Consider the following 13,830-nt stretch of genomic DNA (forward strand, 5'->3'; position numbering starts at 1 on the left):
CTCGATCGTAGCTGTCCTTCGAAGCTCAGAGCGTGTGAAGGTCCCGCTGTCGTGCGGCGAATACCTCGTGCACTGCGGCGAAGAGCGGATGCTCGGGCGCAAGCCCGGTGACCGCCGCCGTGAGTACGTCCGGGTTCTCGGTCTGCAGCATTCGCTGCAACTCGACGGACTGCTCGTCGGTGGGGTCATCGAACGCGACGGCTGCGGCGACCGCGGCGATCAGCGCGCTCGTCGACAGGCCGTGTTCTGCCGCTTTGACTGCGGGTCCGATGAAGCGCTCGTTGCGCGACAGCTTGCGCAACGGCTGGCGGCCCACGCGCTGCACGGTGTCGACGAGTGCCGGGTTGCGGAAACGGTCGAGGATCGTGGCGCGATACTCAGCGAGTTCGGCCGGATCCAGACCGTGCACGGCCGTGAGCATCGCCGAAGTCTCCTCCAGCGCCGCGCTGACGCGTGCGGCGATTGTGGGGTCGGCGAGCGCGTCAGAGATGCGCTCGATGCCCGCCTGCGCGCCGAAATACGCGGTCGCCGCGTGGCCGGTGTTCACGGTGAAGAGCTTGCGTTCGATGTACGGGCCGAGGTCGTCGACGAAGTGCGCGCCGGGGATGTTCGGCAGGTCGCCGGCGAAAGGGCCAGACTCGATGGCCCACTCGAAGTAGGGCTCGACCGTGACATCGACGCCGGAGCCTTCTGGCTGGGCGGGCACGATCCGGTCGACGGCGGTGTTCGCGAATACCGCCGTCGCGGTGAGTTCTGGGCCGGCGAGCCTCTCGATCTCGGCGCGCAGCTGATCGGTCGCACCGATTGCGTTCTCGCACGCCATGATCTTGAGTGGTGCGAGCTCGGGGGAGCGGCGTGTGAGGCCTGCAACGATCGCGGGCGCGATGAACCGCAGCACGGTCGGGCCCACAGCGCAGGTGACCACGTCGGCGGTCGCGACTTCTTCGGCCACGGCATCCGGATCGTTCTTGCTGTTCACCGCACGGAAGCCGGTGACAACGCGATCGACGCCGCCAGGGCCGGCTTCGTGCACTGTGTAGGATTCGGTGGCGTTGATGGCGTCGACAAGCGCGTCAGCGACGTCGGAGAACACGAGGTCGTAGCCGCCCTCGTGTAAGAGCAGCCCCACGAACCCGCGGCCGATGTTTCCTGCGCCGAAGTGCACGGCTTTCATTGCTCGCTCACCGCTCATGATTCGTTGACGGCTCATGATTCATTGACAGCAGAGAGCAGCGCGTAAAGCTCGTCGGGCGTCTGCGCGGCGGCGAGCTTTGCGACGTCATCCTCGTCAGAGAACAGGATGGCGATCTGGGAGAGGATTTCGAGGTGTTCATCGCCGCGACCGGCGATGCCGATTACGAAATTCGCCTGGTCGCCTGCCCAGTCGACGCCGCCGTCGTAGCGCACGACCGAGAGGCCGGAGGTGAGGATGGCGTCCTTCGTCTCGTTGGTGCCGTGGGGGATGGCGAGACCATTGCCCATGAACGTTGAGACCGTCTCCTCACGCTGACGCATCGCATCGACGTAGTTCTCGGTGACGGCGCCGGCGGCGACGAGAATATCGGTCGCTTCCTGGAGTGCCTCATCCCGTGTGACGGAGCCTGCGTGAATGCGGACCTGGCCAATTGTCAGAACGCCCATGATGTCTCTTTCTTTCGGTGGTGGGGCGGATGCCATGACATCCGCCCCACCGAATCGGATTACTCGCCGGATTCCTTCTGCTCGCGGACCATTTCTACGACCTCTTCATACTTGGGTGAGTTCATGAAATTGTCTACCGAGACGTGAATCGAATTCGGGGACTTGCCCTTCGCACGATCTGTCAGCTGCTGCTGGGTGATCACCAGGTCGGCGGTACCGTCGAGGTTCGCAATGGCCTGGTTGGTCACCTTGATATCTTCAATCCCGGCCTTCTTCAGCTTGTTGCGCAGCACACTCGCACCCATCGCCGATGAGCCCATGCCCGCGTCACACGCGAACACGATGTTCTGGATCGGTGCGGTGGCAGCAGCCGTGGTGGCTCCCGTGGCCGTCGCGTCGGCTCCGCCACTGCGGCGCAGCGAATCCATCGCGGCAGAGGACTTGCCCTTGTTCGCCTCGGTCTGCGCGATTGCTGCGCCGAACGTGTCCGACTCTGCTTCGAGGTCGCGCTTGTGCGATGCCCGGAGGATGACCGCGGTGATCAGGAACGTCACCGTCGCGGCGATGAGCACCGACAGGAAGACGACCAGCAGGTTGGGAACACCGGGGCCGACAGCGGCTGCCGCAACGGCGATGATGCTGCCGGGGGCCGCCGGGAAGGCGAGTCCACCACTGAGCAGCATGTTCGTGGCCACACCAGAGGCGCCACCTGCAATGAGCGCGAGGATCGTCGTCGGCTTGCTCAGGGCGTACGGGAAGTAGATCTCGTGGATGCCACCGAAGAACTGGATGATCGCTGCACCGGGAGCAGAAGCCTTCGCAACCCCAACTCCGAAGAAAGTGAACGCCAGCAGCAGGCCGAGGCCGGGGCCAGGGTTCGCCTCGATGAGGAACAGAATCGACTTGCCATTTGTCGTCGCCTGCTCGATGCCCAGCGGTGTGAACACACCGTGGTTGATGGCGTTGTTCAAGAACAGCACCTTCGCCGGCTCCACGATGATCGACACGATGGGCAGCAACTGCAGGGAGACCAGCCAGTCGACAGCCGTTCCCAGTGCGGCACTGATACCGAGCATCACAGGACCGAAAGTGAAGAAGCCGGCAACGGCGAGGATCATGCCCAGGATGCCGGCAGAGAAGTTGTTGACCAGCATTTCGAAGCCGGCCCTGATCTTGCCATCCCAGAGCTTGTCCATCTGCTTGGTGATCCAGGCCGCGAGCGGGCCCATGATCATCGCACCGAGGAACATCGGGATGTTGGTACCGACGATGACGCCCATCGTGGCGATCGTGGCGACGACGCCGCCGCGCTCGCCGTAGACCATACGGCCGCCCATGTTCGCGATGAGCAGCGGAAGGAGGTAGGTCACCATCGGGCCCACGAGTCCGACGTAGGCAAAGAAGTTGCCGCCGTCACCCTCGGCGAGGGCCGTCAAGGCTCCGTTCCACTGGATGGTTGCGGCATCCCCACCGCCACCGATGATCTCGGCGACGGGCGCCCAATGCCACCCGAAGGGACTCTCCGCACCGAAGAATCCGGCGGGAATGAAGAGCATCGTAATGAAGCCCCATGCGATGAAGGCGGCGATGTTCGGCATGATCATGCCGGAGAGGAACGTACCGAACCTCTGCACTCCGACCCTGAGGCCACCCTTGTTCGGGGCGGCGGTTGACGTCGTCGTCATGATGTCGTCTCTTTCTGATTTGAGGGTTTCTGATCTATGGGTTTCTGATGTGAGGGGAGGACCGCGACGGCTTCTGCCACGGCATTGCGAGCACTGACGGCGTCATCCGCTGCCAGTGCCACCTCGGCGAGGCCTTTCGCCTCATCGAGGGTGCGCTCAGTGAGCGCGAGTCGAACATCGGCCAACGCCGCGGGAGCCATCGAGAGGCTCGTGGCACCGAGGCCGACCAATACCGCCGCCAATAGCGGGTCTGCGGCAGCCTCACCGCAGATACCCACCGGCTTGCCGAGGCGGGCGCTGCGGCACCGACCTCGCCGACGAGACGCAGCACCGCAGGGTGCCACGGATCCTGGAAGCTCGCGACGGAACCGAGCAGCCGGTCGGCGGCCATCGTGTACTGGGTCAGGTCGTTGGTGCCGATGGATGCGAAGTCCGCGTGTGCAAGCACACGATCGGCGAGCAGTGCGCTCGCCGGGACCTCGACCATGACACCCGCTGTCTTCAGGCCGAACTCGCGCGCAAGGTCGGTGAAGTACTTCGTCTCCTCGACCGTGGTCACCATCGGCGCCATCACCCAGAGATCCGCCTCGGTTGTGGCATCCGCCTCTGCGAGAGCAGTGAGTTGCTCGCGGAGGATGTCTTCACTGGCACGCAGCGATCGAAGGCCGCGGAGGCCGAGCGCCGGATTCTCTTCGTGAGCGTCGTTGAGGAACGCGAGTGGCTTGTCGGCTCCGGCATCAAGCATGCGCACGACGACCTTCTTGCCGGGGAATGCTGCAAGGAGCTCTCGATACGACTCACGCTGCTCGGCAACGGTTGGCGCCTGAGCTGCAGAGAGGAACAGGAATTCGGTGCGGAAGAGCCCGACGCCCTCGGCTCCACGAGCGACCGCGTCTGCGGCATCCGCCGGCTTGCCGAGATTTGCGAGTAGCGCGATCGGGGTGCCATCGGCGAGGGCGCCGGGAGTCAGCGGCGCGGTTTCGGCAGACTGCCGTGCCGCGGCCCGCTGCTCGGCGCGGTCTTTCTCCTGCGCGGTGGGATCGGTGATCACGGTGCCAGCGGCAGCATCGATGATGACGGTCTCACCGGTGGTGAGGTGTGCTGCCTCAGCGACGCCGACGATGGCGACGATGCCCTTTTCTCTGGCGAGGATCGCGGTGTGCGAAGTCGGACCTCCGTCGGTCGTGATGAGGGCCAGCACCTGCTCGAGGTTCAGCAGAGCGGTGTCAGCGGGAGCCAGATCGCGGGCGACCAGCACGAACGGATGCCCTGGGTCCGGCACGCCGGGCGCTGCGACCCCACGCAACTCGGCAAGCACGCGCTGGGCGATGTCGTCGAGATCAGCGGCCCGCTCGCCGAGGTAGCCCCCGACAGCTTCGAGTGTGGCGCGGAAACCGGCGAATGCGTCGTGCACTGCCCACTCTGCGGTGCCGCCGCTGTCGATGCGGGCATCGACCTCATCCTGCAGCGTCGGGTCTTCGGCGATCATTGCCTGGGCCTCGAGAACCTCTTGCGCTGAGCCGCCGGCATTCTGCGCACGCTGCTCGAGTTCTGCCGCGACGGCGGCGACAGCCTCTCGTGCGCGAGCACGCTCGGCATCGACACCGATGGTGCTCGGAGTGTTCTCAGGCGCCGGCAGCGGTTCTGCCATGCGGACGACCGGGCCCTGGGCGATGCCCCGGCCGATGCCGACCCCTCGTAGCTCAGTCATCCGGCAGCGTCCTGGTCGTGGTCCGTCGTCAGCAGCTCGGTGAGCGTGTCCAACACGCCCTCGGCACCGTCGCCCTCGGCAGCGAGAGTGACATAGTCACCGTGTTCGATGGCGAGTGCGATGACGCCGAGAATGCTGGCGGCATTAGCGGGCTTACCGGAGTCCTTCGCGATGGTGACGGAGATGCCGGACTCCTTGGCGGCCTGTGCGAAGAGCTTCGCCGGTCGGGCGTGCAGCCCGTGGGAGGAGCCAATTCGGACGGTCCGTGAGACAGCGGTCATGATGTTCCTTTCGCAGTGGATGGGGACTCAGAGATTGTCGCCTGAGCGATCGAGAGCGTGCGGATGCCGTCTTGGTCAGTGAAGATGTCACCGGGAAGCACTACGACGGGGGCATCGGTGCTCGTGCGCATCGCATCGACGCGGTCAGCGAGGTGCGGGCCGACGAGCACAAGATCTGTGGACGCTGTCGCAACCGTGAACTCAGTGCCGGCGGCAACAACCCAGTCGAGGCCAGCGGCGGATGCCGCGCGCCGAAGCCGCTGGGCGACGAATGTGCTGGACGCTCCCGCCCCGCACACCACCAGAATCCTCATTGATGCCACCTCTTCCTGTCCTCCATTCTGGGAAATCGCTGGGAGAGGTGCCACCAGGTTCCTTTCCGCCCCTGCGGAACCTTCCGTTAGCGCCCGCCGCGTAGCGAGGACTGACATCATGGATGCATGTCGCGTCAGCGTCAGGACCAGCTCCTGCACACCCTGCTTCGTCAGGATGAGTGGGCGACGGCAGCGAGCCTCGCCGACCTGCTGGGGGTGACTCCGCGCAGCATCCGCTCGTATGTCGCAGCGCTGAATACGCGCACACCCGAGGGCGATGCAGTCGCGTCTGGACCAGCCGGATATCGGGCGGGAGCCGGCGCGCACGCAGCACTGCGTACGCGAGTGACGGGGGAGTCCGCCCCGCGTGACAGGCTGCACACGGTGGTGCGGATGCTGCTGGACGAGCCGGATGGCATCGACGTGTACGAGACCGCCGAGCAGATGCACGTCAGCGAGGCGACGCTGGAGGCCGATCTTTCGCGCGTGCGCGGCCTCCTCGACGGAACGGACCTGCGCCTCGATCGCGAACGAGAACGGGTCAGACTGCGAGGAACAGAGATCGCGCAGCGGCGACTGCTGAGCAAGCTCGCCCACGACGAGATGGACGCGGGCTCATTTCACCCGGAGAGCATCCGTCGCGCGCTCACGGGCAGCGCCGTCGCCGCGCATGCCGTCGCCCCTTTCAAGACCGCGCTGGTGCGTGAGCTCGGGGCCCTCGGGTACTACGTCAACGAACTTGCGATCTCCGACGTGCTCCTGCACATTGCGATCGCAGCCGACCGAGTATCGGCTGGCCGCCCGCTCGAGACACCCGTGCCCGGAACCTGGGAGGAGATCCCACGACTGGGCGCCGTGATCACCCGGCTCGCCGGCGAGCACTTCGGCGTCACTCTCGGTGATGGTGACAGCGCTCACCTGGCGACGCTGGTGCTTACCCGTGCAATTGCGCCAGGGCAGGATGCCGGATCGGACGCGGTGCGCAGCAGCGTTGATCCTGGCATCGAAGCCGCGGTCCGTGCCGAAATCGTGCAGGCGGCGGCGGACTACCAGGTCGATCTTGTCGATGAGGCGTTCATACTGCGGTTGGCACTGCACGTTCAGAACCTGTTGCGCCGTGCCGAGGAGCAGGCGTGGACGCGCAATCCGCTGACGCGCTCGCTGAAGTCGGCGTATCCGATGATCTTCGAAGTGGCCGTCTCGATCGCCAGCGGACTGCATGACCGGCTCGGTTCGCCTCTGCACGACGACGAGATCGCATACATCGCGATGCACATCGGCGGACGCCTCGAACGCAGCCGAAAGGCAGAGTCGATTCTCACGGCGACGATCGTGTGCCCCGGTTATTACGAACTGCATGAGCTGCTGCGCTCAAGCGTTGACCGTTCGTTGGGTTCCTCGGTTGAGGTCACCAGTGTCATCACGAGCGTTGACCCGGACTGGGAAAGCTTTAGCACCGACCTCGTGTTGAGCACGATCGAGCCGGGCACCAGCGATGACCGCTACGTGCGCATCCAGCCGTTCCTCACGGATGCCGATGTTGAGCGCGTGTCGCTGGCTGCGGCGCGCCTGCGGCGCACCCGGCGGCTGAAGCGGCTGCGCGAGGAACTGTCGCGCTACTTCGTCGCAGGCGCCTACCTGCGCCCGCTGCCGGATACCGGTGACGAAGAGATCATCCGTCAGCTGGGCGGACGACTGGTGGATGCAGGACTCATCGGTGACGACTACGTGGAGAACACGATTGCGCGGGAGCGCATGTCATCCACAGCGTTCACTGACGCGCTCGCCGTGCCGCATGCCCTGCAGATGACCGCCCAGCGCACTGCCATCGCGATCGGCGTCGCCGACGGCTCGGTAGCATGGGGAGATGGCCGCGTGCAGGTGGTTGCGCTCGCCGCGTTCAGCGAGAGCGACCGCACGGCGTTCCAGACCGTGTTCGAGCAGCTGGTTGAGGTGTTCAGCGAGCGCGAGAGCGTCCAACGGATCGTTCGACGAGGCACGACGTTCGAGGCCTTCCTTGACGAACTGGTCGCGGTAATCGACGGCTGATCACGCGAGCGGATCGAGAACTCGGGCCATCGCCTCGAGCACCTGATCCGCGTCGGCGGACGGTTGCGTATCGAGCACGACCTCCTCGCCCTCGGCAAGGCCGAGGTCCATGACGGCGAGCACACTGGACACCGCGACCGTCGTGCCATTGGCGGCCCTGAGCGTGACGGGAGCAGGATGCGCGAGCGCGAGTCGCGCAAGTTCGGCAACGGGTCTGGCGTGCACACCATTGTGCACGCGGATGATCACATGTCGACTGGGCATGATGTGATGCGGCCTGCGCTTACGAGCGCTCGTCCAGGATCGTCCTCACACCCGCCTCAAGCGCCGCCACGGCGCGGGCTGCCTCCTGGGCCGAGACGCCGCTCGCGTCGATGTAGACCTTGAGCTTCGGCTCGGTTCCGCTCGGTCTGACGATGACACGCGCTCCGCTGCTGGTGCGGTAGCGCAGCACATCACCTGACGGCTGCCCTGGGGCTGCCAGCAGGAGTCTTCGACTGACTCGACCGTGACGTCACCGATGCGGGCCGGAGGCAGCGTGCGCAAGCTCAGCATGACCTTGTCGATGATCGAGAGATCATTGACGCGAACCGAGACTTGCCCGCTGGCGAAGTGTCCGTACGTGGCGCCGAGCTCTTCGAGCAGCGTCGCGAGCGTCGCACCGCGTTCGTGTGCTTCAGCGGCAAGACCGAGAACGGCGAGCGCGGCGGAGACGCCGTCTTTGTCGCGCACAGTTTCGGGGTTTACAAGGTAGCCGAGCGCCTCCTCAAATCCGTAGATCAGGCCCGGTGCGCGGGAGATCCACTTGAAGCCGGTGAGGGTCTCGTGGAAATCGAGACCGTGGTGCGCGGCAATTGCACCAAGCCCGGGGGAGGAGACGAGCGAACAGGCGAGAGCGGCGCCGCGCATTCCCTCGGCGGCGCGCGCGGCGCGGGCGCCGAGCAGTAACCCGATCTCGTTGCCGCTGAAACGACGCCAGCCGCCCTGGGCGGATTCGTCTGGGATCGCGACAGCCAGGCGATCAGCATCCGGGTCGTTCGCGATGATGAAGTCCGCGTGAGTACGTCGAGCTGTGGCGAATGCGAGATCCATCGCCCCCGGCTCTTCCGGGTTGGGGAACGCGACGGTGCGGAAGCTCGGGTCGGGATTCAGCTGTTCGGTGACGGTCTTCGGCTGCGGATACCCGGCAGCACGCAATACCTTGGAGAAGGTCTCCCAGCCGACGCCATGCATGGCTGTGTACACCCAGGTGAGTTCTCGAGCGGAGGCCGGTGCCGGTGCGGCCGCCGCCGTCGCGGCAATGTAGGCGGCGACAATGTCGTCAGTGGCCACGGTGTAATCGGTCGAGCGCGGGAGCGCCGCGACGTTGCCGGCATCCGCCACGCGCTGGATGTGTGCGGCAATGTCTGCATCGGCGGGCGCGACGATCTGCGAACCGTTCTCGGCCCCGCCGAGGTACACCTTGTAGCCGTTGTCGTTCGGTGGGTTGTGGCTGGCGGTCACCATGACACCGGCATCCGCACCGAGGTGGCGCACCGCGAAAGCGAGCACCGGGGTCGGCAACAGCCTGGGCAGTAGGATCGCCCGCAGTCCTGCACCAGCAAACAGCTCGGCCGAATCGAGCGCGAACCGACGGGAGTTTCGGCGACCGTCGTACCCCACGACGACCGTGGGAGTACCGCCATGGACACGCTCACGCAGGTATGCAGCAAACCCTGCGGCGGCCTGTGCGATGAGCACCCGGTTCATCCGGTTGCTGCCCGCGCCGAGTGCACCTCGAAGGCCAGCGGTACCGAAGGCCAGGCGTGCACCGAAGCGGTCATCCAGATCAGCGAGCGCCCCGGTGTCGCCGGCAGCGGCGCGGGTAACGATGCCGGCAAGCTCGTCGCGCGTCTCGGCATCCGGGTCCTGACGTAGCCAGGCCCGTGCCTCGGCGAGCCGGGCCTCAGTCTGTTCGCCTGTGCGCATCGGCATGTTCACAGTGCCTCCACTACCCGTGCCAGCAGTGCCGAAATGACCGGCTCCGCATCCTTACCAGCCGCGATCACTTCGCCGTGACTGAGCGGGGTCTTCTGGATGCCGGCAGCAAGGTTCGTGATCAGCGAGAAGCCGAGCACCTCCATTCCAGCCTCGCGGGCAGCGATCGCTTCGAGCGCGTCGACATGCCCACGATGTGGCCACCAATGTGCTTCGCCATCTGCACCTCGGCCGGGGTCTCGTAGTGCGGGCCGCGGAACTGCGTGTAGATGCCCTCGTCAAGCGAAGGGTCGACGGTGTGAGCGATGTCGCGCAGACGCTGCGAATACAGGTCGGTGAGGTCGACGAAGTTCGCGCCCTCGAGCGGTGAATCGGCGGTGAGGTTGAGGTGGTCGCTGATCAGCACGGGCTGCCCAGGCGTCCAAGTCTCGCGGATACCGCCAGCGCCGTTGGTGAGCACCATGATCTTTGCCCCTGTGGCAGCGGCGGTGCGGACGCTGTGGACGACCCGACGAACGCCGTGGCCCTCGTAGTAGTGGGTGCGCGCGCCGATGACGAGAACGTTCTTGCCTGCGGGCGTGCGGATGCTGCGAATCGTGCCGATGTGGCCGTCGAGGGCGGGCTTGGAGAAGCCGGTGACCTCGGTGGCAGGAATCGTCGCCGTTGTCTCGCCGATGAGGTCTGCGGCCTTGCCCCATCCGCTGCCGAGAGTGAGGGCGATGTCATGCTTCTCCACGCCGCTCAGCCGCGCGATGTCTGCGGCGGCGAGGACTGCCACCTCGAACGGGTCTGCGTTCGGGGCGTCGAGAGGATTGTCGTGAATGTCGGTCATGGATCCACTCTAGGCAACGTGACTGCAAGTGGGTGAGAGTGCGGAAGAATAGACATTATGTCTTCAACCCCATTCGAACGCACTCAGCACGTTGCCGTCCTTGGTGGCGGCCCTGGCGGATACGAAGCAGCACTTGCCGCCGCCCAGCTCGGCGCCGAAGTGACCCTGGTGGAGCGCGTCGGAGTGGGCGGGTCCGCCGTGCTGACCGACGTCGTGCCATCAAAGAGCCTTATCGCCACGGCCGATGCTGCGGTGGCGATCTCAGAGGCCACCGACCTGGGTGTGCAGTTCTATGCCAAGGGTGGGGACGGCAAACCGCTCAAGCCCGAGATTGCGATCAACTTGGCCGCTGTCAACAAGCGTCTGCTTGCTCTTGCCGGGCAGCAGTCCGAAGACATGCGCAGCACTCTGCTGGAATCTGGCGTGCGCATTCTGTCTGGCCACGGCCGGTTGGAAGGGCCGAACGCGATCGTCGTGTCGACCGGACCTGGCGGCACTGACTTCGATCGGGTTGAGGCCGACACGATCATCGTCTCGGTTGGTGCCTCGCCGCGTGAGCTCGACAGCGCAAAGCCTGACGGCAAACGCATCCTCACCTGGACGCAGCTGTATGACATGAAGGCGCTTCCCGAGCACTTGATCGTGGTCGGCTCCGGTGTCACCGGGGCCGAGTTCGCATCGGCGTACATGAACCTCGGCGCGAAGGTCACGCTGATCTCCAGCCGTGACCAGGTCCTCCCCGGCGAAGACAAAGATGCCGCGCACGTGCTCGAGAAGGTCTTCAAGCGCGGCGGAATGACGGTGCTGTCGAAGTCCAGGGCCGACAAAGTCGAGCGCACGGATGACGGCGTCATCGTCACGCTCTCCGATGGGCGCACCGTCGAGGGCAGCCACTGCCTGATGGCGGTCGGGTCTATCCCGAACACCGCCGGAATCGGTCTCGAAGAGGCCGGTGTCGAGCTCACCGAGTCCGGTCACGTTCGCGTGAACAGGGTCGCGCGCGCCTCGGTGCCGAACATCTACGCGGTTGGCGACTGCACGAACTTCATGCCGCTGGCATCCGTCGCCTCGATGCAGGGTCGTACCGCCGTTTTCCACGCGTTGGGCGACATCGTGATTCCGCTGGAGAAGATCAAGGTCACCTCGAACATCTTCACCGCGCCAGAGATCGCCACGGTCGGCTGGGGCGAGAAGGATGTCGAGGATGGCGCCGCCGACGGTTTCGTCTACAAGCTGCCGCTCGCCGCGAACCCGCGCGCGAAGATGATGGGCATCAAGGACGGCTTCGTGAAGATCATCGCCCGCAAGGGCAGCGGCACCGTCATCGGGGGAGTGATCGTCGCTCCCAAGGCGTCAGAGCTGATCTACCCCATCGCCGTCGCCGTTGAGCGCCGCCTTACGGTCGACCAGGTGTCCCGCGTGTTCGCCGCTTACCCGTCGCTGTCGAGTAGCATCACCGACGCGAGCCGCGCGATGCACCTGGTGAATATCTCCTGAGCTCGATAGGTCAGGAGATCGTCAGCAGCTGGTGTCCCGAAGACACAGTGGTGCCGGCTGCGGCATTGATGTTGCCGATCACGCCGTCCTTGTGAGCCTGGAGGGGCTGCTCCATCTTCATCGCCTCAAGGACGACGACCAGGTCGCCCTTGACGACCTCCTGGCCCTCTTCCACAGCGACCTTGACGACGGTTGCCTGCATGGGCGACTTGACGGCGTCACCGGATGCTCCGGCCGAAACCGATGTGGCATGGCTGCGACGCGACGGGGGCACAACTGCAGGGCGACCTGATGCGCCTGCGGCGACGGTGATTCGATCCGGCAGGCTGACTTCGAGACGCTTGCCCGCAACTTCGACGACCACCGTGTGGCGGCTCGCCGCCGCAACCGGAGCCTCGAGTTCGCCGTCCCACGCCGGGATGTCGTTGTCGAACTCGGTCTCGATCCACCGTGTGAAGATGCCGAACTCGCCATTCTCGGCGGTGAAAGCGGCATCGCGGACGACCTTGCGGTGGAACGGGAGGACCGTGGGTAGACCAGCGATTTCGAACTCGTCGAGGGCGCGGCGGGCACGCTCCAGTGCTTCTTCGCGGTTCTTGCCGGTGACGATGATCTTCGCCAGCAGAGAGTCGAACGCGCCGGAGACTTCGTCGCCAGCGGTAACGCCAGAATCCAAGCGGATGCCGGGCCCTCCGAACGTCTTGAAGACGTGAATGGGACCGGGCTGGGGGAGGAATCCGCGGCCGGGGTCTTCGCCGTTGATGCGGAACTCGATGGAGTGCCCGGTCGGGGTGGGGTCGTCGTAGTCGATGGTGCCGCCAGCTGCGATGCGGAACTGCTCGCGCACCAGGTCGATGCCGGTGACCTCTTCGGAGACCGGATGCTCGACCTGCAGGCGGGTGTTCACCTCGAGGAACGACACGGTGCCGTCGGCGCCGATGAGGAACTCGCAGGTGCCCGCGCCCACGTAGCCGACCTCTTTGAGGATGGCTTTGGACGACTCGTACAGCTGACGGTTCTGCTCTTCGGTGAGGAACGGCGCCGGGGCCTCTTCTACGAGCTTCTGGTGACGGCGCTGCAATGAGCAGTCGCGGGTGGAGATCACGACGACGTTGCCATCAGCATCCGCGAGGCACTGGGTCTCAACGTGACGGGGCTTATCGAGGTACTTCTCCACGAAGCACTCGCCGCGGCCAAACGCCGTGACGGCCTCACGCGTGGCGGATTCGAAGAGCTCGGCAACCTCGTCCAACTCACGGGCGACCTTCAGGCCGCGTCCGCCACCGCCGTACGCTGCCTTGATAGCGATCGGGAGGCCGACCTCTTTCGCGAAGGCGACGACCTCTTCTGCGGTCTCGACGGGGCCGGGGGTTCCTGGTGCGAGCGGAGCGCCGACCTTCTCGGCGACGTGACGTGCGGTGACCTTGTCGCCGAGTGCCTCGATCGCCTCGGGCGACGGACCGATCCAGATCATGCCGGCGCCGATCACAGCGCGGGCGAAGGCCGCGTTTTCTGCGAGGAAACCATAGCCAGGGTGCACCGCATCTGCACCAGCGCGCCGGGCGACAGAGAGGATCTTGTCGATGTGCAGGTAGGTATCGGCGCTGGTTGCGCCGTCAAGTGCGTAGGACTCATCTGCCAGCCGCGAGTGCATGGCCTCGCGATCCTGGTCTGCGTAGATGGCGACGGAGGAGATTCCCGAGTCACGAGCGGCGCGAATGATGCGGACGGCAATCTCGCCGCGGTTCGCGATGAGGACCTTGGCGATAGCAGGCATGAGTGTCAGCCTAGCGAGATCCATTCAATTCCTTTTGACGACTCTCCACAAGAAAGTCTCGAAAAC

The 13,830-nt window shown here is 65.4% G+C and carries 9 protein-coding genes and 3 pseudogenes; 2 read left to right on the forward strand and 10 right to left on the reverse strand.

All coding sequences use genetic code 11. The features are described from left to right. Nucleotides 1-25: 25 nt before the first annotated feature. The 6 genes and pseudogenes from DC31_RS07515 to DC31_RS07540 all read right to left on the reverse strand — a co-directional run bounded on the left by DC31_RS07515 (nucleotide 26) and on the right by DC31_RS07540 (nucleotide 5,632). Entirely contained in the window at nucleotides 26-1,174 is a 1,149-nt protein-coding gene (locus DC31_RS07515; protein WP_036278907.1) for a mannitol-1-phosphate 5-dehydrogenase, read from the reverse strand. 32 nt (nucleotides 1,175-1,206) lie between these two features. Continuing rightward, nucleotides 1,207-1,641 carry a PTS sugar transporter subunit IIA gene (locus DC31_RS07520; RefSeq protein WP_036278647.1) on the reverse strand — a complete coding sequence of 145 codons (435 nt, stop codon included), beginning with the start codon at nucleotides 1,639-1,641 and terminating at the stop codon, nucleotides 1,207-1,209. A 59-nt stretch (nucleotides 1,642-1,700) separates the two neighbouring features. Then, nucleotides 1,701-3,326, reverse strand: coding sequence for a PTS mannitol transporter subunit IICB (locus DC31_RS07525; protein WP_036278649.1), 1,626 nt, complete (start codon nucleotides 3,324-3,326; stop codon nucleotides 1,701-1,703). Continuing rightward, nucleotides 3,323-5,037 (reverse strand): annotated as a pseudogene (gene ptsP / locus DC31_RS07530) (phosphoenolpyruvate--protein phosphotransferase). The gene DC31_RS07525 and the pseudogene ptsP overlap by 4 nt, the downstream one beginning before the upstream one ends. Then, nucleotides 5,034-5,318 (reverse strand): HPr family phosphocarrier protein, encoded by a 285-nt coding sequence (locus DC31_RS07535; protein WP_036278651.1) that lies wholly within the window; start codon nucleotides 5,316-5,318, stop codon nucleotides 5,034-5,036. The pseudogene ptsP and the gene DC31_RS07535 overlap by 4 nt, the downstream one beginning before the upstream one ends. Continuing rightward, nucleotides 5,315-5,632, reverse strand: a complete 318-nt coding sequence (locus DC31_RS07540; RefSeq protein WP_036278652.1) for a PTS sugar transporter subunit IIB — start codon at nucleotides 5,630-5,632, stop codon at nucleotides 5,315-5,317. The genes DC31_RS07535 and DC31_RS07540 overlap by 4 nt, the downstream gene beginning before the upstream one ends. A 126-nt stretch (nucleotides 5,633-5,758) precedes the next feature. Here DC31_RS07540 and DC31_RS07545 point away from each other — a divergent pair, with 126 nt between their 5' ends. After that, nucleotides 5,759-7,681: a BglG family transcription antiterminator gene (locus DC31_RS07545; protein WP_036278655.1), complete on the forward strand. Its 1,923-nt coding sequence runs from the start codon at nucleotides 5,759-5,761 to the stop codon at nucleotides 7,679-7,681. Here DC31_RS07545 and DC31_RS07550 read toward each other — a convergent pair whose 3' ends face one another. The 3 genes and pseudogenes from DC31_RS07550 to DC31_RS07560 all read right to left on the reverse strand — a co-directional run bounded on the left by DC31_RS07550 (nucleotide 7,682) and on the right by DC31_RS07560 (nucleotide 10,490). After that, nucleotides 7,682-7,945, reverse strand: coding sequence for an HPr family phosphocarrier protein (locus tag DC31_RS07550; RefSeq protein ID WP_036278657.1), 264 nt, complete (start codon nucleotides 7,943-7,945; stop codon nucleotides 7,682-7,684). Nucleotides 7,946-7,964: 19 nt separating this feature from the next. Continuing rightward, nucleotides 7,965-9,655, reverse strand: a pseudogene (locus tag DC31_RS07555) (phospho-sugar mutase). A 2-nt stretch (nucleotides 9,656-9,657) separates the two neighbouring features. Next, nucleotides 9,658-10,490: pseudogene (locus tag DC31_RS07560) on the reverse strand (purine-nucleoside phosphorylase). Nucleotides 10,491-10,547: 57 nt separating this feature from the next. Here DC31_RS07560 and DC31_RS07565 point away from each other — a divergent pair. Continuing rightward, entirely contained in the window at nucleotides 10,548-11,987 is a 1,440-nt protein-coding gene (locus DC31_RS07565; RefSeq protein ID WP_036278659.1) for an NAD(P)H-quinone dehydrogenase, read from the forward strand. Nucleotides 11,988-11,997: 10 nt separating this feature from the next. On the opposite strand, the gene DC31_RS07570 is transcribed toward DC31_RS07565, so the two are convergent. Continuing rightward, complete coding sequence (locus DC31_RS07570; protein WP_036278908.1) at nucleotides 11,998-13,764, reverse strand: acetyl/propionyl/methylcrotonyl-CoA carboxylase subunit alpha; 1,767 nt, start codon at nucleotides 13,762-13,764, stop codon at nucleotides 11,998-12,000. Nucleotides 13,765-13,830: the final 66 nt, after the last annotated feature.

This window comes from Microbacterium sp. CH12i (assembly GCF_000685355.1).
Lineage (GTDB): Bacteria > Actinomycetota > Actinomycetes > Actinomycetales > Microbacteriaceae > Microbacterium.

Bases quoted from the DNA above. Each gene is read 5' to 3' on its own strand.
- DC31_RS07515 (WP_036278907.1), bottom strand. From the start codon at position 1,174: ATGAAAGCCGTGCACTTCGGCGCAGGAAACATCGGCCGCGGGTTCGTG.
- DC31_RS07520 (WP_036278647.1), bottom strand. From the start codon at position 1,641: ATGGGCGTTCTGACAATTGGCCAGGTCCGCATTCACGCAGGCTCCGTC.
- DC31_RS07525 (WP_036278649.1), bottom strand. From the start codon at position 3,326: ATGACGACGACGTCAACCGCCGCCCCGAACAAGGGTGGCCTCAGGGTC.
- DC31_RS07535 (WP_036278651.1), bottom strand. From the start codon at position 5,318: ATGACCGCTGTCTCACGGACCGTCCGAATTGGCTCCTCCCACGGGCTG.
- DC31_RS07540 (WP_036278652.1), bottom strand. From the start codon at position 5,632: ATGAGGATTCTGGTGGTGTGCGGGGCGGGAGCGTCCAGCACATTCGTC.
- DC31_RS07545 (WP_036278655.1), top strand. From the start codon at position 5,759: ATGTCGCGTCAGCGTCAGGACCAGCTCCTGCACACCCTGCTTCGTCAG.
- DC31_RS07550 (WP_036278657.1), bottom strand. From the start codon at position 7,945: ATGCCCAGTCGACATGTGATCATCCGCGTGCACAATGGTGTGCACGCC.
- DC31_RS07565 (WP_036278659.1), top strand. From the start codon at position 10,548: ATGTCTTCAACCCCATTCGAACGCACTCAGCACGTTGCCGTCCTTGGT.
- DC31_RS07570 (WP_036278908.1), bottom strand. From the start codon at position 13,764: ATGCCTGCTATCGCCAAGGTCCTCATCGCGAACCGCGGCGAGATTGCC.